Source organism: Blautia sp. OF03-15BH (assembly GCF_003463065.1).
Taxonomy (GTDB): Bacteria; Bacillota; Clostridia; order Lachnospirales; family Lachnospiraceae; genus Limivivens.
Map to the genome: position 1 here is coordinate 17,200 of NZ_QSCM01000012.1, position 23,545 is coordinate 40,744.

A 23,545-nucleotide genomic window follows, 5' to 3' on the forward strand; every position below is an offset into this window, starting at 1 on the left:
TTTTTCATATCTGTTCCAGAAGATCCAGGCCCCAAAAAGCCTTTAAGGCGTTGATGAGCAGGAAATGGGCGATCGTAAGAAAAAGGATCCAGAAAATGTCATATTTTTTCAGCTTCTGGCTACAGGAAAAATGGCCGCTTCTTACAGTCTCCAGACCGGAAACAACGAAAATTCGCAGAAAAAGCCCCGCCGCATAGAGGACAACCGGGTGATAGAGAAAGGAGTTAAGAATCTGACCGTGAAGAAGGGACGTTATCGCCCTCGTGCCGCCGCAGCCGGGACAGTAATAGCCGGTAGCCAGATGGAAAAGGCAGGGCGGAAACCGGAACATTACTCTTTTCTCCTTACCAGACAGCGTTTCTTGAAAAAAGCAATTCCATAACAAAGGACGCTGTCGTACTCATCTTCCAACTCTTCCGCATATCTGCGGCTGTCTATCTGTTTCAGTGCTTCTTCACAGCCTGCTTCCATTTTTTCCAGCGTTTTCGCATATTTTGCTTCAAAAACTGCTGCTTTTCCATTTACGGAATCATAGACTACCACATCGCTTCTGCCCTCTCCGTGTTCCCGGTTGGACTCTACAGTATAGCCTGCTCCGGCAAAAATCCCAGCCAGAAAGGCATGGTAAAAGTCTTCCCGATAATCGTGATAACTGATCGTCTTCCGAAGAAGCAGATTCATCTCTCTGGTAAGCTTCTCACTGTCGCCCTTCCAGACAGCCTCAAAGAGTGCTTTCCTGTTCCAGTTTTTCGCACTGTCTGAGAACCAGCGAACCACCGTTTTTTCAAAAATTTCCCGAATCTCGGCATTTGGAATTGTCAGTGCAAAGGTTTCATCCGGTAATTTTTGCGAAAGCTCGGATTCTCTCATTTTGGTCAGATATCCGGTAAGATATAAGACACTCCAGAGATTTTCTTCTGAAGAGTGAAGGTAATCATAGGTGAGATTTTCATCAATGCTCTGAATAATAAAGCCTCCTGCGAGAAGCGTCTCCAACTTCCGGGTAATGTTACTGCCGGCATAATCGATAAATGAACGGATAATCGCATTATCGCTGGTATTCTGCCAGTACCCACGAGGTTTCGCCTCGGGATTATATTGAAGATCCCGCAAATAATTCATCACATCCCAAGGACAGTAAACATCAAAGTCACCAAAGTGATAACCGTCATACCACGCCTTTATATCCGCAGCGTACTCTCCTGCCTCCGCCTCATGCAGCATACGGTCCACATCTTCCTGTGTAAAACCAAAATATTCGTTTAATCTGGAATCTGTGATCGTATCGGAGACCAAATTGTTCATTCCAGTAAAGATACTCTCCTTTGCAATTTTTAAACAACCGGTAATCACTGCAAACTTCAGGGAACGATTATCTTTTAAAGCCATTCCCATCATACTCCGAATGATTTCCAGCATCTCTTCATAATACCCGTTGCTGCTGGCTTTTGCCAACGGAACATCATATTCATCTAGAAGAACGATCACTTCTTTCCCATAATGCTGTTGCATGACACGAATCAGAAGTTCCAGGCTTTTTCTGATGTCTGTCTTTGACGCCTCCTCTTTCGCGATCCGGCTGATGATCTCTTTGTCATACACACTGATTCTCTCACTCTCAAGAAGATAGAGATGCTCCTTATAAAGCTCCGTGATCGTCACAGAGAGCATGTCATAAGCGCTGGAAAAAGTAAGACCATCCACATCTTTGAAAGAAAGGAAGATCGTAGGGTATTTATTTCTCCATTTCTCACACAGATACGTATCTTTCGCTATCTCCAGCCCGTCAAAAATCTCTCTGCTGTCCATCCTGATATCAAAAAAATCAGCCAGCATGCTCATTCCCAGGGTTTTTCCAAAACGCCGTGGCCGGGTGACCAGTGTCACCTTCGTCCCTGCCGTCTTCAAAAGCTCGCTGATCAGCGCGGTCTTATCCACATAATAATAATTGTTTTTCCGGATTTCCCAAAAATCTGAAATGCCTACAGGAATATTTAAGTTCAACATGACAACCGCGCTCCTTTCTTCTCATGTTCTGATGATAGCACAAAAAGGGGTGGGAGACAAGTTCAGTGAACTTCTTCCATACCCGTATAGGGATTCAGCCGGATGCGGATCACCTGTCCTTCCAGGACATACTGGGAGAAGTTGGTCTCGTCGCCGTTCCGGCAGCGGTCTCTCACCCAGATATCGCCTTCAAAATGTCCTTCTTCCACGGACAGAAAGTTCAGTTGCCCCGCATAGCGGGAGGTAAGCTGTGGATAGCTGTTTTCTGAAGACGGGTCCGGTCTTTTGATGAAATCCAGGGCGATTCCGGCTCCGGCCAAGAAAAACTCATGCTCCCCGGTCTGGATCAAAAGTCCCCGACCTCTGACCTCCCGTTTCTTCTTCCCTTTCTCTGAACTTACATCCTCCATATATCCCAGATTCATCGGGTGGGAATGGAGATAATGAACCACCACATGATAATTTTCCAGCTTCAGATAATGACTTGTCTCAAATTCATCCTCCGCAATGGCATGAATCTTTCCGGTCTTCCGGTATTTCATGAGCAGCGGAGTCACAGAGGCAAGTGTCCTCATCGTCAGTGCCATATCCCGGCAATCCTCATTCAGCTCTCCCATTTCATCCAGGGCACTCTCCGCTCCAAAACAGCAGATACCCACAGCATCCATCTCTCCCACTGCAAGAATGGCATTCATGGCGTTTGCCTGACCTCCGATCGGTGACTCCGGAATGAAAAGCGGATTGTCCGACCGGTTATAGCGCCCGCAGATCCTTAAGAATTCCCGGCGGTTCTCATTATAAATATCCGGGCAGATCAGATCCAGAGAGAGGGCTCCGGCTTTCCAGATATCGAGGACACGACCCACGGCGGCTCCGGCATTGTAGCAGATTCCGGCTTCCTCAAAGCCGTTCTCGCCCACCATCACGTTGGTATACAGAGGAATGGGAAAAACGGCTTTTCCGGCTTTGGCCAGCTGTTCCACATAGACGGCATGATACCAGGCCAGAAAAGCTTCGTGCGCGTACCTTCCAAACTGCTTTTTCCAGGGAGAAATCCTTTCTTTCCCCTTCAGCAGTTCCCGTCCATCGTCCTCCAGATGCACATTTTTCAGTGCCTCTGGAAGTGGTTCCCAGTAGTCTCTCTCCGCTTCCTTCGAGTAGTCCCGGTCCGTTCCCGCACAGCCCATCTCATTTTCAATCTGTACTGCCAGAACGGTCCGTTCTTTTTCATCATAAACTTTCAGAAATTCCATCAGTTTCTGAAATGCTTTTTTATCTCTCTCAAGAGTTTCTTCGCAGTGTGGGGAAAGAGCAGGCAGCGTCCCTCCGTCCGGCCCGATAACCAGCCGATAAGTTCCCGGATTCATTTTCACATACTCCGGTACATAGTTCGGATGACCGTTTTTGCTCATACCAAACCAGAGAATGATCAGTTTTAACCCCTCTGCCCTCGTCTCATCGACGAGTTCCTTCACCAGCTCCATCTCGTAGACATCCTTCTCCGGCTCCAGGCGGTACCAGTATACCGGCGCTTCCAGGCAGTTTCCACCGTAGGCTTTCACCGCCTGAATGGCTTTTCCGATCAGCTCCGTTCCGGTAGAAGAATTATGCGCCTGCAGTCCCACTGGAAAAAAATCCTTTCCATTCTCATCCTGAAAAAATGTAAATCCCATACTTATCCTCCTCATACAAAGACAGCGGTCAGAAGCCTTTTCCTGCCTCCGTCCGCTGTTGTTCTTCTCTGTCTTATTTTCTTTAGCCTTTTACACCCGAATATGCGATGCCTTCCACAATATATTTCTGGGCGATCACATAAACAATGACAATGGGGATCAGAGAAATTACGGTACCTGCCATGATGGCTCCGTAGTTGGTATCGAACTCTCTTTTAAAGGTTGCCAGTCCCAATTGGATCGTCCGGTTTTTATCACTGTCCAGATAGATCATGGGGCCCATATAATCATTCCAGACATTATTAAATGTCAGGATGATCAACGTAGCCAGTCCACTCTTAGTTAACGGAAGCACGATTTTGGTGAAAATTCCAAAAGGGCCACAGCCGTCGATTTTGGCTGCTTCGCATAAACTGTCCGGAATACTCAGCATATTCTGTCGCAGGATGAAAACACCAAACACATTGAAAGCTCCTGTCAGGATCAGCGAAAGGTGATTATCATAAAGCCCCAGTTTCTGGATCACGATAAACTGCGGGATCATAATGGCATGCCAGGGAACCATCATGGTTCCAAGATAAGCCAGGAACAGCTTGTCTCTTCCCGGAAAATGTAATTTGGAAAATGCAAAGGCCGCCATGGAACAGGTGATCACCTGAAGAGCCGTAATGCTCACGGTCAGCTTAAACGTGTTAAAAAAATAGCGCGGGAATGGGATCTTCTGCATGATTGTTTCATAGTTATCCATATGAAACGTCTCCGGAATCCAGCGGATCGGCACACTGAAAATTTCTTTTTTCAGCTTGAAGGATGCGCTGACCATCCAGACAAAGGGAACGATCATGATAAAGGCGACAAACAAAGCCAGCAGAAACATCACGATGCCCGTCACTCTCGTTTTCGTATTTTTCATGGTTCTTCACCCCTTTCTACTCAACAACCCATTTCTTCTGTCCATGCCACTGGATCAGCGTGATAACGAAAATGATCAGAAACAGAAAATATCCGATGGCAGAACCGTATCCCATTCTGCCGTATTTGAAGGCCTCTTTATAGATACGCATGACCAGAACCTCCGTCGCCCGGCCCGGCCCTCCTTCCGTTGTGACATTGATGATATCAAATACCTGGAAGGATGCAATAAATGTCAGAATCGTAACCATAAACGTCGTCGGAGAAAGCATCGGCCAGGTCACATGCCAGAAAGCCTGCCAGGAGTTTGCTCCGTCAATCTTGGCCGCTTCGTAAAGATCGGGTGAAATATTCTTCAAACCTCCCATAAACATCACCATATAGTAACCTGCCTGTTTCCAGACAACCACAATAACCACAGTGATCAAAGCGGTTCCCACACCCCAGAACCATTTTGGCGGATGCTCCATCCCAAGATTCATCAGGAACTGATTCACCGGTCCTTTTTTGCTGTCAAAAATCTGCAACCATACACAGCCTACCGCTACCATAGAAGTCAGATTCGGGAAAAAATAAATCGTCTGAAAAGCGCTGCCGCCGTACATTTTCCGGTTCAGCATCAGTGCCAGCAAAAGTGCAAATAAAACAGTTAAAGGAACGCTGGTCAGAGAATAAAACAGGTTATTCTGCAACGCCACCTTAAAATCCGTGTCTGTAAACATCTTCGCATAATTGGCAAAGCCTATAAAATTTGGCTTTCCAAAGCCCGTATAATCCGTAAGACTGATAATAAAACCAATGATTACCGGAATGCCTGTAAAAGCCAGAAAGCCGATAAAGTTTGGTAAAAGAAACAGATAACCTGCAATCCACTCTCTCCGGTTCATGCGGCTCGATTTTTTCTTTGTTTTCTGTGCTGCCATGAATCCCACCTCCCAAGCCTCGCTGCGACAGCTTATAGAAAGCCCGGCATCTCAGCCGTCTGAAATGCCGGGCCAGAATCCCATTTCTTTTTATACTTACTTATTGATGATCTCGTCTCTTCTTACTTTATAATTATCAAAAGCTTCATCAATCGTGCAGTTACCGATCAGATACTCCGTGATCTCTGCTTTGTAAGCGTCTTTCAGCTCATTGTAATAATCTTCATTTCCATCTTCACTGTTTACTTTTGCTGCAAATACATATTCCGTACCAGGAGTGGTCACATTCTCCTTATAAATCTCAAGTGCTTCATCACAAGGATATGCCGGAACCTGAGCATTCTTTGCATAAATTTTTGCACCTTCGTCACTGTAACAGCAGAATTTAATGAAATCAAAAGCTGCCTGTGCATTTTTGCTGGAGGAGTTAATGCAGAATGCGGAAGTGGAACCTACTGTGGAGTTTACTTCCAGATCTTCGAAATGCGGAAGGGGAGCTGCGCACCACTCGAAATCAGGGTCTGCATCCGGGAAGAGCAGGAAATTCCAGTCACCGTTCAGCATCATGTAGGTCTCACCCTCTGCGAAAACACTGTTTACATCAAAGGAACCGGACATTTCTTCGAGACTCAGGTTGGAATTATCTTCATTATAAATTCGGTTCAGGAACTCTACATACTCTTTGGTTCTAGTCAGGTTCTCGTCCGTCAGGTACTCACCTGCTGCTGCGGAACCGGTATTCATGATCCAGTTTACACAGAGACCGCCGTGGAGATCATCTTTGTTCAGTTTTGCACAGAGATCTGCGTACTCATCCCAGGTAAGATCCAGCGGATACTCCTCGCCTGCTGCATCAAAAAGATCCTTATTGTACCACAGGAGCCAACAGGATTTGGATGTGCAGAGACCATAAGTCTTTCCGCCTGTCTGATAAGCCTCTCCCATCTGTCCGTAGTCGGAGAAGTTCACGCCTGCCGCATCGATCATATCGTCCAGAGCCAGTACAGCGCCACCGTTGGCCATCTGCCTTAACTGATCACCGCCTCTTACCCAGAAACAGTCGATATCAGCGCCGCCGGAAAGCATCACTTTGATCTTGTCATCATAATCATCATTGGCAATGATGGAAAGTTTTACTTCCACGTCATCCTGGCTTGCATTGTAAGCCTCCACAAGATCAGTTGCGATCTTCTCACTGTCGGAATGCTCATAAAAGTTGATCACCGTCTTTTCGCCATCCGCATGGACAGCCATTCCCATCATCATTGCTGCGCCCAGTGTCAATACCAAAAATCTCTTCTTCATAAACCTTACCTCCCTGTTTTCTCTGCTAACCGAAGTTCTTCGTTCTCTTCGGTTCCTATCTGATATAAAAATCATAGCTCAGATCGCTTTCTTTTCATAGGAGTATTTTTTATCATCCTGCCTTGTTTTTTCTTGTATTTTCCTTATTCATTGTGCATCTTGCCAAACACTTCTTCTCTTTGCTCCTGAAATCGTTCCATAATTTCATCCAACTCACAATTTCCTTCCAGAAGTTCACAGGCATCCTCTTTAAAAAGCTCCGTCAACTGGTCATAACCTTCCCATACTGGCTGTTCTTGAATTCTTTTGGCATCAAAAAAGATCCTGGCATCTTCTGTTCCAACCGCATCCAGATAAATCGCCTGAATCTCTTCATTCGAGTATCCCGGAATGATCCCGTTTCTTGCGTAGATCTGTGCCCCCTGAGGTCCACAGAGAAATTGCAGAAACTCAAAAGCAGCTTCCGGATCACGGCAGACAGACGTAATCCCTGCGAATTGATACATGCCAATGGAAGTTCCTGCTTCCACACCATCCGGCACCGGCAATGGTGCGATCCCCCACTCCGGAACCTCTATCCCCTCAGCCTGATCTTCCAGAAACATGTTAGCCAGCCATTCACCACAGACAAGCATGGCAATATTTCCTTTTTCAAAATCCTCTCTGCAGAAATCTCCCCGATCCTTCACACGATCATACGGAAAATGGCTGCCTGAAGCATATATTTTCTGCATCAGTTCTAAACTTTCCCACGTTGGTTCCAACTCGTCATCCAGAAGATAATAGCCTTGTTGGATCGCCGGAATATTATAGATCCACGGAGGATAATAACCTCCCCAGATTTCCGTACGCTTCTCTGTCATACGCTCTGCCAGTTCAATATATTCTTCCCAGGTCATCTGCTCCGGTTCAGGGACGCCACGTTCCTGAAAAAGCTTCCGATTATAGTAAAGCGCCCAGCAGGTGCTTCTTGTTGGAAGCGCATAATATTCTCCGTTACAGGTAATTTCATTTATCATTGTTCCATAATTTCGAATATCAAGATTACTTTCTTTAATAAACCGTGATAATCCCAGAAGTTTTTTCTGTTTCTGAAACTGTAAAAGCTGACCGTTCCCTCTGATCCCTATAATATCTGTCGCATAAGCATCATTGTAATGATTCACCCAGTCTTCATGCTGACTGTTTGGGACCACTTCAAGAGAGATCGCCTCATACCCTTTTAAAGCATTGTACGCCTCGATCACATCACGCACATAACTTTCCTCATCGCTCCAGATACTGAATTTTAACGATACTTCGTCTTCCCTCTGCACTTTCTCTTTTTCACTTTCTGCCATTTGTCCGGAATTTCCGCAGCCTGTACAAAGAAGAAGCAATACGATCAAAAGCCTCCCGACAGTCCTCATATTTTTCCTGATTTTCTCTCTCCGTATCATCTTTACCCTTCCCCGTTTCCATGATATACTGTAGCTGTTCAACAAGTCTGTACCTTTTATTTTAATTGATTCTGTCCGGAAATACAATGAGGTGCATTATGCTCTATTTTTTTACTGTTTTTATCATTTTTATCATGTTTCTCATTTTTCAGCGTGACCAGCACGCTTCCGCAAAATATCTGCTGGGCACGGTGCTTCTTTATGCCCTGGCCATCCTTTCCATGATTTTCTATCTGTCCAGAGATATCCGCTATTATAATATCATTGAGAACTATTTCCTGATGCCGAAGAGTATCTGGCAGACCTTCATGTTCTTCCCTGTGTCCAAAGATACGATCATACGCTGCATGAACCTGTTCAGCCTTCTGACCATCCTCTTTGGCTGTCTTTTTTCTATGAATTATATGAACACAGCCGCCAGCCCCTGCGTGAAAAAGCTCAGAAAAGCAGTCGTTCATTTTCTGATCCTGGAATATTTCATCTATGATCCTTTTCTCCAGAAAATGATCTATCTCTTCTTTTATCCTTATCTTATGAACAGTCAGCAGTTTTCGCTCTTTCTTCAGATTACTCACTTTTTTACGGCAGCACTGAACGATTTCATTGTAGTGGCAAGCACACTGAATCTCTTCCGGGCCAACCGGCAGATTTATGCTTTCCCACATTTTAAATCCTTTGCCTACGGAGAGACCATCAGTTACACTCTGATCATGATCTCCTATCTGGCACTTTTCGGTCATCTTCCAAACTACATGATCCGTTTTTCCATCGTTTCCGGCTACACCACTTATAAATCGCTCCCGCTGTATGAACACGCCCGTCTCTATACACTCATTCCCTATTATCTCTTCTTTGCTTCTGTTCTGATGTGCGTCTGCTCCATCGCCCTGGCCAAACTCAATCGAAAGATGAATCAGGCAGATTTTACAATCTCAGGACAGATCGATGCAGTAAATACTTCCTCCAAAGCATTCTGTCATTACATGAAAAATGAGCTGCTTGCCATCGAAGCAGAAGCCCAACTTCTGGATGTGCCCGAGGAAAATCAGGAAGACCTAAACCATCTCATTGAGCGCTGCCAGAATCTCTACGGCCGCATTGACAAATTGCACCGAAGTACAAAGCTGGCCCAGCTCACCATGGAGCAGACGGATCTGGAGAAGCTGATCGCAAAAATGCTGGAACGCATGTCTCCGGAACTCAAAGAATACAAAGTCTCTGTAAAATCCTCAGGTTCCATACCAAAAGCATTGGTAGATCCAAACCATTTTGAACAGGCGGTACATAACATTGTAATCAACGCCCTGGACGCCATGGCTCCCCTTCCGCCCGAGCGAAAAAATCTGAATTTCACGTTTCGCTCTATCGACAACTGGATCGCTCTTTCCGTTACTGATACGGGTCCCGGAATCCCCGAAAAAAATCTTCCTCATATTTTCGAGCCCTTCTTCAGTTCTCAGCCCATTGCGGCCCATTGGGGCATCGGCATGACCATGACCTACCAGATCATCAAGGCCCACAATGGGAAGATCACTGTGGAGAGCAAAGAAGGCAAGGGAACCACCTTCCGCATTCTTTTACCGAATTTGAAAAAAATGCTGCCTTAAGGCAGCACTTTTTCTTTCAGAAGCTTTGCATATTCCTCGTAATATCCGCAGTTAGAAAACAGGAAGGATTTCGGAAGTTCAAGAATCTCCTCCGATGTGTACTCTTTGATGAGCGGTTTCAGGATGCATTCGGTCTGGAAGCGGTAGAGAATGCCGCGCTGACGAAACTGCATGAAATAGCAGAGTTCGTCCGTCGCCTTCTCAAATTCCGGCCAGGCTTTAATCCGCTCCATAAGTTCATTTGCCTGCCCCATCTCCTTATAATGTGTCCAGTTCTGATGGATCTTCTCCACAAACTGCATCCAGGAAGACTCATCTTTTGGATAGACCATTCCCATAAACTGGGCATCCTTATAACACCAGAGAGTCCAGGAAATCTCCGCCTCGTTGAACATTGTGAGAGTCTCATCCAGAAGTTCCAGCGTGTGAGGCAGGTTATTTTTGTCAATATCATAGCCGGCCTCCCCACAGAGGATGGGACGATGAAATTTTTCCCGGATTCCGGCGATCTGATCCAGAATCTTCTGAAATTTCCTGCAGCGGGCCGCCTTGTCATAAGTATCCTCAAAAAGCTTCGGCTCCCATACAGTCGGATAATAATGAAAAGTCAGCGCCGTATTTTCATCTTTTATCTCATGAATGCAGTCAAACTGCATGGCAAAATGATCTCCCTCCAGGAAAATGATGTGATTCGGGTCGCTTTTTCGGATGGACTCTGTCACTTCCAGATAAAACTCCGTCAGCACATCAGGAGCATCGATAAGATAGGGCTCATTCAACACATCGTAACCCAGAAGATATTCCTTCCCCTTATAATGTTCTGCAATATAACCCCAGAGGGCCGCGATCTGATCCCGGAACACTTTGTAATGCCAAAACTCGGGGATTCCCGTATTGTTATCGGAATGCCAGTCCGGATTCTGTCCGCCCGGCGCCGTATGAAGGTCTAAAAGCAGATAGATCTGATAGTTTTCACAGAAATCCATCAAATAATCGAGATAGAGAAGCCCTTCTTTTTTATATTCCGAAGGGTTCTGATCGTCGATGAAGAGGCGATAATTAAAAGGCACCCGAAGAATATTGACGCCGCATTTTTTTAAAAATGCAAAGTCTGAATCGCTGATAAAGCTACGGATAAAACAGTCAAAAAAACCATCTGCCGTCTCTTTCCCAAAGACCTCTTTCACCGTCTTCCGGATCTGGTTATCCGGTGTCGGGATCCCCAGCATAAAATGCTCCATATTCAGCCAGCTTCCGATTCCCATTCCACGAAAAAGGATCGGTTTTCCAGCTTTTGTAAATTCCATACTGTTTACTTTTACAAATTCTTTCTTCATCTGATCTCTCCTCCGTTCTATTTCTTATCCAAGGGCATGTTTTTACTGATGTTACGGATATAATCAAAAATCTGCAGTTCGTTCATCTGCTGGATTACTTCCGCCGTCGTACTTTTGTTAAATTTTTTCAGGATGCTTTTGATCTGGGTCTTCACGGTGGAAAGCTCCACGCAGCGGATCTTGCAGATCTCGGTTCTCGTATAGCCCTGACTCAAAAGACTCAAAATATCAATTTCTGTCTGAGTCATCTCCGCTATGATGTGCAGGCAGTAAAGAAAGCTCTGCTCGCTGGTTTTCACCCGCTGAAATTCCCTTCGGATCTTCTCCGCGATGACAGGCCGGATCGGCGAGTTTCCGGCGTAAGCATCCTTGATGCAGGAAATGATCTCCTCTTTTCCCGAATTTTTGATAAGATAGTCTGTAACACCCAGCTGAAACGCCTGAAATACAAACTCATCCTCCTCATAAACCGTAAGGATGATAATTTTCATCTCCGGATATATCTGTAAAATGTCTCTCGAAGCATCCAGACCGGAAGTCTTGGCCTCCATCTCGATATCCATGAGCACTACGTTCGGCTCCAGAGTTCGCACCATTTCCAACGCTTCCGCCCCGGAAAAAGCCAGCCCCACCACTTCCATATCTTCTTCTTGATTGATCAGTTTTTCATATCTTCTGCAGATTGGCTGCATGTCATCTACTACTAAAACACGGATCATTTGCATTTCCCCTATCAAAATTTTACCTGCTCTCATTGTACCATTGGAACCCAAGAAAAGGGGGGATGAAAAAATATCCTACTCCTCAAAGCTCTCTCTTTTATCTTAGCACAAAATCCGTCTGCGAAAGAAAGCTTTCCAATACTCCATACATTGATTTTTTCCCCATATATGATATACTGTTACTATTCGGGGTTGCGCAAAGCAAACACCAGCCGGTCTTACAGCAATTCATTGCTGCCGGACACTTTAGAAAGAAATGGAGTCGTATTTATGATAAAGGAAACCTCCAACCAGTTAAAAGCCAGAGCCCGCGGAACGCTTCTTGGACATTACAGCCTGCCCATCGGTGCATCGATCCTGACCACTGCAGCCATCCTGGTGCTGGAAGGACTCATAAGCCTTGTTGTTCCAAAGAATACCACAGGAATCGTGATCTCCTATCTGACCATGCTCATTGCAGCTATCTTTTCCACGCTTCTGCAGACAGGTTATGAATATCTGTTGTTGAACATGGCCCGTGGAAAACAGGCACAGTTAAAGGATCTCATCTATCCTTTTCAGACGATGCCGGATCATGTGATCCTGCTTGCAGTAAGGCTGTTTCTGCTGACACTTGCCTGCATGCTCCCGTTCTTCGGAGGCAGCATCATCTTTGCCCTGTTTTACCAGCTTCTCGTTTCACGGATCATTATGGTACTGCTTCTGCTCGTAAGCCTTTTCCTGATCCTGAAACTGACGCTCGACTATTCTCAGATCTTCCTGCTTTATCTGGATAATCCCTATCTTTCCTGCAAGGAGATCATGCAGCAGAGCAAAGAGCTGATGAAAGGCAACCGGATCCGGTATTTTTATCTGCTGATCAGCTTCTTCGGAATCTCGCTTCTGGGCGTCGTAAGTCTGGGCATCGGTTTCCTCTGGATTGTTCCTTATATGAGCATGACAGAGGTGGAATTTTACCGGGATCTTATCAACGAACACAGTCAGGAATTCTAAAAAGAAAAGCCGAAGTTTTTTCCCGTTTTCCAGGGAGTAAACTTCGGCTTCTTTTATCAGTCTACATTTCCAAAGAACGCGTCATGAATGGCATTCATCGCCTTCTCTCCGTCTTTCTTCTTCACCAGAACAGTGATACGGATCTCAGAAGTGGAGATCATGTTGATGTTGATGCCCACGCTGTAAAGAGCCTCAAACATCTTTGCTGCCACACCGGGATTGCTGGTCATGCCGGCTCCCACAATGGAAATCTTGGCAACGTCCACATTACTGGTCACCTGCTGGAAGGTGATCCATTCTTTATTCTCCTCAATGAGGCGGATGGCAGTTTCCACATCTTCTTCATTTACCGTAAAGGAAATATCCTTGGTTTTCTCACGACCGATAGACTGCAGGATAATATCCACATTCACATTGTTTTTTGCCAGGATATTAAACAGTTTAAATGCAATACCCGGCTCATCTTTCAGACCCATAACAGAAATTCTGGCCGCATTCTCATCCAGCGCCACACCGCTGATCAACATTCTCTCCACGTTTGTTACCTCCTTGACAATCGTTCCCTCGGAATTATTCAGACTGGATCGTACTACCAGGGGAACTCCATATTTCTTTGCCATCTCCACAGAGCGGTTGTGCAGAACGCCTGCTCCACAGGTCGCAAGATCCAGCATTTCATCATAAGTGATCTCACTGATCTTTCTGGCTCCCGGAACGATACGGGGATCTGCCGTATATACACCATCCACATCCGTATAGATCTCACAGGCATCCGCATGCAGTGCTGCCGCCAGTGCCACTGCTGTGGTATCCGAACCACCGCGTCCCAGTGTGGTATAGTCTTCATAACGGTTCACACCCTGGAATCCGGTCACGATCACGATCTTACGGCTTGCAAGCTCATGACGGATCCTGTCCTTGTCGATCCGTTTCAGACGGGCATTTCCGTACACAGAAGTGGTCTCCATCCGTACCTGAAAAGCATTCAGGGAAATGGCAGGGATTCCAAGTGAATCCAGTGCAATGGCCATAAGAGCAACGGAAGTCTGCTCTCCGGTAGTCATCAGCATATCCAGTTCTCTTTTTGGTGCTTTCGGGTTGATCTCCCGTGCAGTCTTCAGAAGGATATCTGTGGTTTTTCCCATAGCAGAAAGAACAAGCACCACATCATTTCCCCTGGAATATTCTTCGGCACAACGCCGGGCAACATTCATGATCCTTTCCTGGTCGCCGACGGAGGTACCGCCAAATTTTTTTACAATCAGCATATTACGCCTCCTAATAAACAATGGACTGCGCCGCCATTTTGCCGCGGGCAGCTGATATACACTTTATTTTATCACACGTTTATGCATAATTACAACAAAAAAAGACTGTCCGAAATCACTTTTCTGACAGTCTTTTTTGTTGTGATCATGCATGCAGATGACGGACACGGATCCTGGAGATCACGGTACCAAGCTTTTCTGCCTTTTCTTCGTATTCACCCTCGGAGATCACTCCGGTCACGAAAGCAAATTCTCCGGAAAGCTCAGGAACGTTGATCGGATCCACATGGCCAAACACGGCCTCCACAGAGGAAAGATCTTTATCCGGTTCCCCTTTTACACGTACCAGAAAACGGCGTCTGGAACCTTTGATGTCGTCAAGTGCCAGTTTTTCCTGTCCCCAGCAGACCGGGATATTTTTTCCCTCATGCTTCACTTCATCCACTACGTCAGCAACCACTGCGCTGGCCGTAGGAAGTTTTCCTGCTCCGCTTCCGTAAAACATCGCATCGCCCAGTACATTGCCATGGACAAAGATCGCATTGAACACGCCATTCACGCTGTAAAGAGGATCATTCGGTCCCAGAAGGAAAGGTGCTACCATTGCATAAAAATGGCCGTCCACCTTACGGCTGTAGGCCAGAAGCTTGATCGTCATCCCCAGTGCATTGGCATAGCGGATATCCTCTGCTGTGATCCTGGTGATACCTTCTGTATAAATATCCTCATAATCCACATATCCGTCAAAGGCCAGGGAGGAAAGGATGGCGATCTTCCGGCAGGCATCATAGCCTTCCACATCCGCCTCCGGATTCCGCTCCGCATAGCCAAGTGCCTGTGCCTGCTTCAGCACATCATCAAAATCAGAGCCCTCCTGGATCATCTTTGTCAGGATATAGTTTGTCGTTCCATTTAAAATTCCGGTGATCTCATCGATCTGATCCGCAGTAAGAGAAGAATTCAACGGACGGATGATGGGAATTCCACCGCCGCAGCTCGCTTCAAAAAGGTAATTCAGCTTTCTCTCTTTCGCCAGGGCAAGAAGCTCTGCACCGTGACGGGCTACCAGCTCTTTATTGGAGGTGCAGACACTCTTTCCTGCCAGAAGTGCCTTTTTGGTGAAAGTATAGGCCGGTTCCACACCTCCCATGACCTCCACAACGATCCGGACTTCCGGATCGTTTAAAATGATGTCGTAATCATGTACGATTTTTTTCTGAATGGGGTCTTCCGGAAAATCGCGAAGATCCAATACATATTTGATGTTGATTTCCTGACCTGCTTTTCTGCAGATGCTCTCATGGTTGGTCTTTAAAACCTCCACAACTCCGCTTCCAACGGTACCGTAGCCTAAAACTGCTATCTGTGTCATCTTTCCTTTACTCCCTTGCTAAAATTTTCAGATACTGAATACCATTCAGCTTCTCGATCGCCTCTACCATACTGGAAAGATCCCCCGTATTTGGCAGGATCTCCACACTCAGGGTAAGAGAGGCAATGCCATTAATGGGAATGCTCTGATGGATCGTCAGAATATTGGCATGGTAATCCGCCACAATATGAAGCACATCCGACAAAAGTCCAGGTTCATCATCCATCTGGATCATGAAGGTTATGGTCTTTCCCTTGGCATTGTCATGAAAGGGAAAAATGTCATCTTTATATTTATAAAACGAACTCCTGCTGATCCCCACCTGGTCGGTAGCCTCCTGCACCGTGGAGACACGCTCTGATTCCAGCAGACGTTTGGCCTCTACCACCTTCAAAAGAACTTCCGGAACTGCTTTCTGTTTGACAACAAAATATTTGCTCTCTGACATGGTTGTCCTCCTTGTACGTCCATTAAGTACATTTGTAGTCACAAGGAAGATGTTAACACAAATTCAAAGAGAACGCAACCTAAAAATCCCGTCCGCCGCCACCAAAATTTCCGCCGCCGGAAGAATCATGCGTAGTCGTCATGCCGGAATCGCTGCTGCTGCTCTCGCGCTCGATCCGCCGATGTGTCACATGGGAACCGATAAAGTCATCCCTACTGCGACGAACTTTTAAACCTGCTTTATCTTTGTAAGGATATTCGTACGTTCCCCATTTCAGGTGATAGGTACCGATCACCGTACTTACCGCCACACCACCTGCAGCAAGGGCGATCCCCAGGGCAATGAGGAACTCTACAGGAGTGATCCGGCGGCTTTCTTCTTCCTCCGTATCAAAGTAAGTATATTCTCCGGTATCCTCATTGTAATTGAATTTTCCGCTGGCCACGCCGTCTTCAATGAAATCGGCTGTGGCATTCAGCATACCTTCGAAGGCCTCCGCATACGCTCCGTCTTTCACATTTTCGTATCCGGCATCAATGATCTCCTCCACACGCGCATCCGTGATGTAAAGATCCTTCATGTCTCCCGCAGTCTCTACCTGAACCCGGCGGTTATCCATATCGATAAGATAGATGACTCCGCCATCTTTTCCATCATCATAGAAACCGTTGTCCATGTAGAAATCATCTGCATAGGCTTGTGCCTCTTTTCCCTCCGCATCATCTGTGGTGAGAATGACGAAGTTCATATGGAAGGTTCCTGCCAGATCATTGGCTTTCTCATTCAGCTCCTCTTCTTCCGCATCGGTAAGAAGATCCGCCTTGTCAAATACGAACTGTTCCGTTTCCATCAGGGTCTCTGACTCACTTTCGGAGGCCATGGCCGGAAGCTTAAGCCCCGGTGCCGCAGTGAGAAGAAGACCGGAAAGCAGAAGCGGGGTCAGAAATAATCGATCTTTTTTTCTCATATGAAATACCCTCCCAGAAGTCCCAGAAGAAATACGGGGATCGTTACCGACAGGAAGAGTCTGAAAAGCTTTCCCCGATCCAGAGGCAGTTTTCCGACCACCTTGCCGGACTGTCCGTTCATCGTATAGTAATACATTTTTCCGTCTTTTCCTTTGTAAGTCACGGTCCAGACCGGAAGAAGAGCATAATGTTCCTCCGTCTCCCTGATCATGCAGTCACATTTCTTTGTAGTGACTGAATCGTAGCCCTTGACGCTCTCCCGGAGAAGCTTTTTCCCGTATTTGTTCACATCATCCGTAAGCTCTCCCTGAAATTCAGAGGCCTCCATATCTCTTCGCTCTGCCTGGAAGCCGGAGAGATAGCCCATATGAAAAGGCTTTGCCTCGGCCAGTTTGTAGGGCCAGACGCCCTCCACCAGAGTCTTGTTAGCCTTTTTCAGAGCATTTTTGCTGAGCTCCTCGAAGGTCAGATCGCCCTCCCGCTCCACATGGTATTCCTCGGTCTCCGTGTACTCGTCGTCCCCGCTGGTCCAGGTATGGATGTTCTCACCCTTGGCCTCGTAAACGCCGTCCGCCTTCACATGGAAAAGCCATGACGGGAAGTAAACGCCGGAAAGCTTTTCGATCTGTTTTTTTTCAAAAAAAGCATTCGGTACAAATTTCTTGCTATGTACAAAATCCAGAAAGCTCTGTTCCGCTTTTTTCCGGTCGATGGCAAAGGGAACGACCAGATCCGGCAGAAATTCCCCGCTGACGCGGCCGGAAAGTACCACCGGATTGTGACAATAATAGCAGAAGGTCGCTGCTGTGGTAGGATCCGTCACGATCTCCGCTCCGCAGCTGGGACAGGTATACAGGACAGCTTCTCCCTCTGTTCCAGCTGCATCGGAAGTCTTCCGGCTTCTGTCACCGGCTGCATGCGGACTGTCTGCCGCCTGTTTTTCAGCCGTTGCACTTCCGGCATCCTCACCGGCGTTCTTTGTTTCCGGATTGGCTGCTTCCAGTTCTTCCTCGGTAAAATAAGAAAAACAGTACTCACATTTGTATTTCTGTGTCTGCGGATCAAAGGTCAGTTCTCCTCCGCAGTTTGGACATTTATAGCTGACTACAGACATAAACACTCTCCTTTACGGACGGGGATTTCCACAGTTCGGGCAGAATTTTCCGGTGTTGACTGTACCGCAGGAGCAGGTCCAGGTGGCCGGAGCCGGACGGCGTCCTCCGCAGTTCGGACAGAAATTTCCGGTATTGACCGTACCACAGGAGCAGCTCCAGGCATCGCCGGAAGGCTGCTGCACGCCCTGAGGCTGACCATACTGCTGGTTCGGCTGCTGACCATACTGACCCTGAGGCGGCATCTGCTGCTGATACTGGGGCTGCTGACCATGCTGCTGATTATACTGGGGCTGTTGCTGGTTCATCTGCTGCTGATACTGTGCCTGCTGGTTCATCTGCTGCATATTGGTATTGCTGGCTGCACTCATGAAACCGCCGGCTCCCTGCATGCCCATGCCCATTCCCATATAGCCTGCCATCGCTCCGTTTGCATTGGAACCGGCTGCTTCCAGTCCTTTTGCGATGGAGCTCTGTACAAAGCCCTCACGGATGGTGGGATCTCCCATCATAGCGCCCTGGTTTCTCATATTGATAAGCTTCTGAGATTCCTCATCATAGGAAACACTGGCAATGCCGACAGACTGGATCTCGATACCACGGGCTTTCTTCCAGTCTTCATCCAGAACCTGCGCCATATATTTGGAAAGCTCTCTTGTCTTACTGGTCACATGAGAAATACGGATGCCGTCTACGGACATCTGGCTGATGGCACTCTGAAGCGCCTCCAGAAACTCATCCAGGAACTGCTGATTGATATCTTCCACTTCCAGATGAGAAGCATTTCTCGGAACCACCTCCGTATAGAAACGGATGGGATCTGTGATCTTAATGGAATAGCTTCCGTGCGTTCTGAGGAAAAGCTCGGAATTGTAGAAATTATCGAAATAGTTTACCGGATTTCTCGTACCGAAACGGATGCCTCTGATCTCCTGAAGGTTCAGGAAATAGACTTTCATGGAAACCGGTTTTCCGCCTCCGAATTTAAAACGGTTAAAAGAATCCTTCAGAACATCTCCCACCAGATCTCCGTTAAAAAGTGAAGGAGCAGAAGCATTGTCTACCGTATAGTAGCCAGGCTCTGCGGAATAATCGATGATCTTTCCACCGTCCGTCAGGATCATGAACTGATTGTCATAGACATGAATCACAGAACCGTTGGAGATCACATCACTGTTTCCTCTCCGGTTGGAACCCTGTCTTACGATATTTCCCTCTGTAAAGAGCGTCTGCTCCCCCATATCACCGGCTTCTACAACGTCAAGCCACTGATCTGACAATGTTCCCCTTGCAGTGTCCACTGCTGCTCTGATAATACCCATAATCGCTTCCTCCTTTTAAATAAATCTCAGATGACGAAGGTCTTTTGCCCCCCAACTGATGCCTACGAATTGCTCCGCTGCAAAGCAACTCCCGCAATTCTATAAACATTCGAAATCCGCTGATTTACTACGTAAATCGCTACTTTCTCATGTTTGGCGGGTCCCAAGTTCAAAAGCCTTATCATGCAAGCATGAACGGCTTTTTGACCTTTTGACCCTGGCATCATTCTATATCTGTACCGGTATCTCCGGCGGACTCACCAAGCGTGATCCACTTCAGATATGCATTGATAAACAGATCGATATTTCCGTCCAGAACACTGTCCACATTTCCTGTCTCTGCACCTGTACGATGGTCTTTTACCATCGTATAAGGCTGAAGGACATAGGAACGGATCTGGTTGCCCCAGCCGATCTCCTTGACCTCACCGCGGATACCGGAAACCTTCTCTGCATTCTCCTGCTGTTTGAGAAGATACAGCTTTGCTTTCAGCATCTGCATGGCTTTGTCTTTATTCTGGAACTGGGAACGCTCATTCTGACACTGTACCACGATACCGGTCGGTATATGTGTGATACGGATCGCGGAAGACGTTTTATTGATGTGCTGTCCGCCGGCTCCGCTGGAACGGTAGGTATCCACACGGATATCCTCATCTCTGATCTCCACATCCAGATCTTCTTCAATATCCGGCATGACATCACAGGATACAAAGGAGGTCTGCCGCTTTCCTGCCGCATTGAAGGGAGAAATACGTACCAGACGATGCACTCCTTTTTCTGATTTCAGATAACCGAAGGCATTCTCACCGTTTACCTGGAAGGTGACGGATTTAACGCCTGCCTCATCGCCGTCCAGATAATCCAGGACTTCCATAGCAAAGCCCTTCTTATCCACCCAGCGGCTGTACATCCGGTAAAGCATACCGCACCAGTCGCAGGACTCGGTTCCGCCGGCTCCGGCGTGCAATGTGACAATGGCAGCGTTGTTGTCGTATTCTCCGGAAAGCAGCGTCTTCATACGGATATTTTCATATTCCGTGATGAATTCATCCATATTTGCCTGAATATCCGGCAGGACAGCCGGATCGTTTTCCTCATAACCCATCTCGATCAGAAGCTCGATCTCTTCAAAAAGCTCTGTCAGATGATGGTAGATCGCGATATCATCTTTCAGGCTTTTCAGCGTCTTCATGCTTTCCTGGGATTTCTCCGGATTATCCCAGAAGTCCGGCTCTTCCATTTTTCTCTCAAGCTCCTGGACTCTCTGCTCTTTGTTTACCAGATCCAGAGAATCCTTGATCTCCTCCAGGGGCTGTTTGTATGTGCCCAGAGTATATTTAAACTGGTCTAATTCAACCATAGGTTCCACCTCTTTCTATTTTTAGCACCTTGAAACGATAACGTCCAAAATGCCCGGCGAATTCTATCATCCGCCGGGCAGAATCTTACGCGGGCTGCCGCGTGATCATCTCCTTATGCGCGTCTGCCGCAGCACTGTTTATATTTTTTACCACTTCCGCAGGGGCAGGGATCGTTGGGATATACCTTCTCTTCCATGCGCTTCTTGGGCTCTCTCGGGCCGGATTCATCTTTGTTGGTTCCGGTCACCTTGGCAACCTCTTCACGTTCTGCCTTCTGCTCCACACGAACGTGATAGAGAAGACGGAGGGTATCTTCCTGAATGGAAGCTGTCATGGCATTGAACATCTCGTAGGCACTCATCTTATACTCTACAAGGGGATCCTTCTGGCCATAAGCCTGAAGGCCGATGCCCTGACGCAGCTGCTCCATATCATCAATGTGATCCATCCACTTCCGGTCTACGACCTTCAGTACGATGACACGCTCCAGCTCACGAAGCTGTTCCGCCTCCGGGAACTCTGCCTCTTTGGATTCATAAAGCTTGGTCGCCTGCTCTTTTAAGAGCTGTTTCAGCTGATTTTTCTTCAGGTGCTCCGGAAGCTCCACTTTCGGAAGGGGGATCACCGGAAGAAGCAGGGTGTCAAGCTCGGTAAGGTTCCAGTCCTCACGGTCCTGCTCATCGGAAATACACATATCTACGGTATTATCCACGAAATCAGCGATCATCTTGTAAACGGAATCACGCATGTTCTCTCCGTCCAGAACACGGCGGCGCTCTTTATAGATAATCTCACGCTGCTCGTTATTGACCTGGTCATACTCGAGAAGGTTTTTACGGATACCGTAGTTGTTGCTCTCGATCTTCTTCTGCGCTTTCTCAATGGCGCTGGAAAGCATCTTGTGCTCGATCTGCTCATTCTCTGCCACGCCCAGCTTCCGGAAAGTGTTCATCAGACTTTCGGAACCGAAGAGACGCATCAGATCATCCTCCAGAGAAATATAGAAACGGGATTCTCCCGGGTCTCCCTGACGTCCGGAACGACCACGCAGCTGGTTATCGATACGGCGGGACTCATGACGCTCCGTACCGATGATCTTCAGACCGCCGGCCTCTTTTGCCTTGTCATCCAGCTTGATATCGGTACCACGGCCTGCCATGTTGGTGGCGATGGTAACGGCTCCGTGAATACCGGCATCTTTGACAATCTCAGCCTCCAGCTCATGGAACTTCGCATTCAGGACATTATGCTTGATGCCCTGTTTCTTCAGCATACTGCTTAAAAGCTCAGAGGTTTCGATGGTAATGGTGCCGACCAGGACCGGCTGCTCTTTCTCATGAGCGGCCTTGATCTCTTCAACCACTGCACGGAATTTCTCTTTTTTCGTCATGTAAACGGCATCGTCCAGATCTTTACGGATCACCGGACGGTTGGTGGGGATCTCCACAACGTCCATGCCGTAGATCTCACGGAACTCTTTTTCCTCGGTAAGAGCGGTACCGGTCATACCGGATTTCTTCGCATATTTATTGAAGAAGTTCTGGAAGGTGATGGTAGCCAGTGTCTTACTCTCTCTCTTAACTTTTACATGCTCCTTTGCCTCGATGGCCTGATGGAGTCCGTCGGAGTAACGGCGCCCCGGCATGATACGGCCGGTAAACTCATCAACGATGAGAACCTCGTCGTCTTTTACCACATAGTCGCGGTCACGGAACATGAGGTTGTGTGCTCTTAAGGCAAGAATGATGTTGTGCTGGATCTCCAGATTCTCCGGATCTGCCAGGTTTTCAATATGGAAGAAATTCTCCACCTTGTGAACGCCCTGTTCCGTCAGGTTTACAACCTTGTCTTTTTCATTTACGATGAAATCGCCGGTCTCGGTGATCTCCTCACCCATGATAGCTGTCATCTTGGTCACTTCGCCGCTGGCCTCGCCTCGCTCCAGCTGTCTTGCGAGGATATCGCAGACCTCATAAAGCTTGGTGGATTTGCCGCTCTGACCGGAAATGATCAGCGGGGTCCGGGCTTCATCGATCAGGACAGAGTCCACCTCGTCGATGATGGCGTAGTGAAGCTCTCTCTGTACCAGCTGCTCTTTATAGATCACCATATTGTCACGAAGGTAGTCGAAACCGTCCTCGTTGTTGGTTACATAAGTGATATCACAGGCATACTGGGCACGACGCTCGTCATTGTCCATGGAGTTCAGGATACAGCCGCAGGTCAGTCCCAGGAAGCGGTGGACCTGTCCCATCTCCTCGGCATCACGGTGTGCCAGGTAATCGTTGACGGTGATGATATGAACACCTTTTCCCTCCAGGGCGTTTAAGTAAGCCGGAAGGGTCGCTACCAGAGTCTTACCTTCACCGGTCTTCATCTCGGCGATACGTCCCTGATGAAGGATGATACCTCCGATCAGCTGTACGCGGTAGGGCTCCATGCCAAGTACACGTTTATCTGCCTCACGGACAACGGCAAAGGCTTCCGGAAGCAGGTCATCCAGGGTCTCTCCTTTGGAAAGACGCTCTTTAAACTCTGTGGTTTTATTTCGCAGGTCTTCGTCAGAAAGTGCCTGCATCGTCGGTCTTAAAGCTTCGATCTGATCCACAAGCGGTTTGATTCTCTTCACCTCGCGCTCACTGTGGGTACCGAAGACCTTTTGAAACATACTCATGCTGATAATCTCCTAAAATTTATATTTCGTCCTTTTCATAAACACTTCTATTTTAGCACTTTCTGTCAGGTTTCACAATAAATTTTTTCTGAACATCCT

Annotated in this window: 19 protein-coding genes; 2 read left to right on the forward strand and 17 right to left on the reverse strand. The window is 47.3% G+C overall.

Annotation, left to right across the window (positions count from 1 at the left end; all coding sequences use genetic code 11):
* Positions 1-4 precede the first annotated feature (4 nt).
* The 7 genes from DXA57_RS12335 to DXA57_RS12365 all read right to left on the reverse strand — a co-directional run bounded on the left by DXA57_RS12335 (position 5) and on the right by DXA57_RS12365 (position 8,160).
* On the reverse strand, positions 5-331 hold the full coding sequence (locus DXA57_RS12335) for a DUF2752 domain-containing protein (protein WP_117767648.1): 327 nt from the start codon (positions 329-331) through the stop codon (positions 5-7).
* Positions 331-2,007, reverse strand: a complete 1,677-nt coding sequence (locus tag DXA57_RS12340) for an AAA family ATPase (RefSeq protein ID WP_117767649.1) — start codon at positions 2,005-2,007, stop codon at positions 331-333. Before DXA57_RS12340 ends, DXA57_RS12335 begins: the two co-directional genes overlap by 1 nt.
* A 62-nt stretch (positions 2,008-2,069) precedes the next feature.
* Complete coding sequence (locus tag DXA57_RS12345; protein WP_158571320.1) at positions 2,070-3,680, reverse strand: DUF5597 domain-containing protein; 1,611 nt, start codon at positions 3,678-3,680, stop codon at positions 2,070-2,072.
* Positions 3,681-3,762: 82 nt separating this feature from the next.
* Entirely contained in the window at positions 3,763-4,593 is an 831-nt protein-coding gene (locus DXA57_RS12350; protein ID WP_117767651.1) for a carbohydrate ABC transporter permease, read from the reverse strand.
* A gap of 16 nt (positions 4,594-4,609) precedes the next feature.
* A complete protein-coding gene (locus DXA57_RS12355) occupies positions 4,610-5,515 on the reverse strand; it encodes a carbohydrate ABC transporter permease (protein WP_117767652.1) in 906 nt (301 codons plus the stop codon).
* A 96-nt stretch (positions 5,516-5,611) separates the two neighbouring features.
* Entirely contained in the window at positions 5,612-6,820 is a 1,209-nt protein-coding gene (locus DXA57_RS12360) for an ABC transporter substrate-binding protein (RefSeq protein WP_158571321.1), read from the reverse strand.
* A 143-nt stretch (positions 6,821-6,963) separates the two neighbouring features.
* Positions 6,964-8,160, reverse strand: coding sequence for an ABC transporter substrate-binding protein (locus DXA57_RS12365; protein WP_158571322.1), 1,197 nt, complete (start codon positions 8,158-8,160; stop codon positions 6,964-6,966).
* 197 nt (positions 8,161-8,357) lie between these two features.
* Between DXA57_RS12365 and DXA57_RS12370 the strand changes: the two genes are divergently transcribed.
* Positions 8,358-9,866, forward strand: a complete 1,509-nt coding sequence (locus DXA57_RS12370) for an ATP-binding protein (protein WP_158571323.1) — start codon at positions 8,358-8,360, stop codon at positions 9,864-9,866.
* Here the strand turns inward: DXA57_RS12370 and DXA57_RS12375 are convergent.
* Positions 9,863-11,203 (reverse strand): glycoside hydrolase family 5 protein, encoded by a 1,341-nt coding sequence (locus DXA57_RS12375; protein WP_117767656.1) that lies wholly within the window; start codon positions 11,201-11,203, stop codon positions 9,863-9,865. The two genes, DXA57_RS12370 and DXA57_RS12375, sit on opposite strands and share 4 nt — an antisense overlap.
* Before the next feature lie 17 nt (positions 11,204-11,220).
* A complete protein-coding gene (locus tag DXA57_RS12380) occupies positions 11,221-11,922 on the reverse strand; it encodes a response regulator transcription factor (protein WP_117767657.1) in 702 nt (233 codons plus the stop codon).
* A gap of 273 nt (positions 11,923-12,195) precedes the next feature.
* Between DXA57_RS12380 and DXA57_RS12385 the strand changes: the two genes are divergently transcribed.
* Positions 12,196-12,918: a DUF975 family protein gene (locus DXA57_RS12385; RefSeq protein ID WP_158571324.1), complete on the forward strand. Its 723-nt coding sequence runs from the start codon at positions 12,196-12,198 to the stop codon at positions 12,916-12,918.
* Between the two features lie 56 nt (positions 12,919-12,974).
* Here the strand turns inward: DXA57_RS12385 and DXA57_RS12390 are convergent, their stop codons facing one another.
* The 8 genes from DXA57_RS12390 to secA form a co-directional block, all read right to left on the reverse strand.
* On the reverse strand, positions 12,975-14,186 hold the full coding sequence (locus DXA57_RS12390; protein ID WP_117767659.1) for an aspartate kinase: 1,212 nt from the start codon (positions 14,184-14,186) through the stop codon (positions 12,975-12,977).
* Between the two features lie 145 nt (positions 14,187-14,331).
* Entirely contained in the window at positions 14,332-15,558 is a 1,227-nt protein-coding gene (locus DXA57_RS12395; protein WP_117767660.1) for a homoserine dehydrogenase, read from the reverse strand.
* Between the two features lie 7 nt (positions 15,559-15,565).
* The gene (locus tag DXA57_RS12400; RefSeq protein ID WP_117767661.1) at positions 15,566-16,006 is read right to left on the reverse strand and encodes an ACT domain-containing protein; all 441 of its coding nucleotides are present in this window, start codon (positions 16,004-16,006) and stop codon (positions 15,566-15,568) included.
* Between the two features lie 79 nt (positions 16,007-16,085).
* Positions 16,086-16,973 (reverse strand): TPM domain-containing protein, encoded by an 888-nt coding sequence (locus DXA57_RS12405; protein WP_117767662.1) that lies wholly within the window; start codon positions 16,971-16,973, stop codon positions 16,086-16,088.
* The gene (locus DXA57_RS12410) at positions 16,970-18,088 is read right to left on the reverse strand and encodes a TFIIB-type zinc ribbon-containing protein (protein ID WP_117767663.1); all 1,119 of its coding nucleotides are present in this window, start codon (positions 18,086-18,088) and stop codon (positions 16,970-16,972) included. Before DXA57_RS12410 ends, DXA57_RS12405 begins: the two co-directional genes overlap by 4 nt.
* Positions 18,089-18,100: 12 nt before the next feature.
* Positions 18,101-19,408 carry an SPFH domain-containing protein gene (locus DXA57_RS12415; protein WP_117767664.1) on the reverse strand — a complete coding sequence of 436 codons (1,308 nt, stop codon included), beginning with the start codon at positions 19,406-19,408 and terminating at the stop codon, positions 18,101-18,103.
* A 223-nt stretch (positions 19,409-19,631) separates the two neighbouring features.
* Complete coding sequence (prfB, locus tag DXA57_RS12420) at positions 19,632-20,771, reverse strand: peptide chain release factor 2 (RefSeq protein WP_117767665.1); 1,140 nt, start codon at positions 20,769-20,771, stop codon at positions 19,632-19,634.
* 113 nt (positions 20,772-20,884) lie between these two features.
* The gene (gene secA / locus DXA57_RS12425) at positions 20,885-23,446 is read right to left on the reverse strand and encodes a preprotein translocase subunit SecA (protein ID WP_117767666.1); all 2,562 of its coding nucleotides are present in this window, start codon (positions 23,444-23,446) and stop codon (positions 20,885-20,887) included.
* Between the last annotated feature and the right edge of the window lie 99 nt (positions 23,447-23,545).

Excerpts from the sequence above, each read along its gene's own strand:
- DXA57_RS12355 (WP_117767652.1), bottom strand. The coding sequence starts at position 5,515 with ATGGCAGCACAGAAAACAAAGAAAAAATCGAGCCGCATGAACCGGAGA.
- DXA57_RS12400 (WP_117767661.1), bottom strand. The coding sequence starts at position 16,006 with ATGTCAGAGAGCAAATATTTTGTTGTCAAACAGAAAGCAGTTCCGGAA.
- DXA57_RS12380 (WP_117767657.1), bottom strand. The coding sequence starts at position 11,922 with ATGATCCGTGTTTTAGTAGTAGATGACATGCAGCCAATCTGCAGAAGA.
- prfB (WP_117767665.1), bottom strand. The coding sequence starts at position 20,771 with ATGGTTGAATTAGACCAGTTTAAATATACTCTGGGCACATACAAACAG.
- DXA57_RS12405 (WP_117767662.1), bottom strand. The coding sequence starts at position 16,973 with ATGAGAAAAAAAGATCGATTATTTCTGACCCCGCTTCTGCTTTCCGGT.
- DXA57_RS12335 (WP_117767648.1), bottom strand. The coding sequence starts at position 331 with ATGTTCCGGTTTCCGCCCTGCCTTTTCCATCTGGCTACCGGCTATTAC.
- DXA57_RS12390 (WP_117767659.1), bottom strand. The coding sequence starts at position 14,186 with ATGCTGATTGTAAAAAAATTTGGCGGTACCTCCGTCGGCGACCAGGAA.
- DXA57_RS12360 (WP_158571321.1), bottom strand. The coding sequence starts at position 6,820 with ATGAAGAAGAGATTTTTGGTATTGACACTGGGCGCAGCAATGATGATG.
- DXA57_RS12375 (WP_117767656.1), bottom strand. The coding sequence starts at position 11,203 with ATGAAGAAAGAATTTGTAAAAGTAAACAGTATGGAATTTACAAAAGCT.
- DXA57_RS12345 (WP_158571320.1), bottom strand. The coding sequence starts at position 3,680 with ATGGGATTTACATTTTTTCAGGATGAGAATGGAAAGGATTTTTTTCCA.
- DXA57_RS12395 (WP_117767660.1), bottom strand. The coding sequence starts at position 15,558 with ATGACACAGATAGCAGTTTTAGGCTACGGTACCGTTGGAAGCGGAGTT.
- DXA57_RS12340 (WP_117767649.1), bottom strand. The coding sequence starts at position 2,007 with ATGTTGAACTTAAATATTCCTGTAGGCATTTCAGATTTTTGGGAAATC.
- DXA57_RS12365 (WP_158571322.1), bottom strand. The coding sequence starts at position 8,160 with ATGGCAGAAAGTGAAAAAGAGAAAGTGCAGAGGGAAGACGAAGTATCG.
- DXA57_RS12415 (WP_117767664.1), bottom strand. The coding sequence starts at position 19,408 with ATGGGTATTATCAGAGCAGCAGTGGACACTGCAAGGGGAACATTGTCA.
- DXA57_RS12385 (WP_158571324.1), top strand. The coding sequence starts at position 12,196 with ATGATAAAGGAAACCTCCAACCAGTTAAAAGCCAGAGCCCGCGGAACG.
- DXA57_RS12370 (WP_158571323.1), top strand. The coding sequence starts at position 8,358 with ATGCTCTATTTTTTTACTGTTTTTATCATTTTTATCATGTTTCTCATT.
- DXA57_RS12350 (WP_117767651.1), bottom strand. The coding sequence starts at position 4,593 with ATGAAAAATACGAAAACGAGAGTGACGGGCATCGTGATGTTTCTGCTG.
- DXA57_RS12410 (WP_117767663.1), bottom strand. The coding sequence starts at position 18,088 with ATGTCTGTAGTCAGCTATAAATGTCCAAACTGCGGAGGAGAACTGACC.
- secA (WP_117767666.1), bottom strand. The coding sequence starts at position 23,446 with ATGAGTATGTTTCAAAAGGTCTTCGGTACCCACAGTGAGCGCGAGGTG.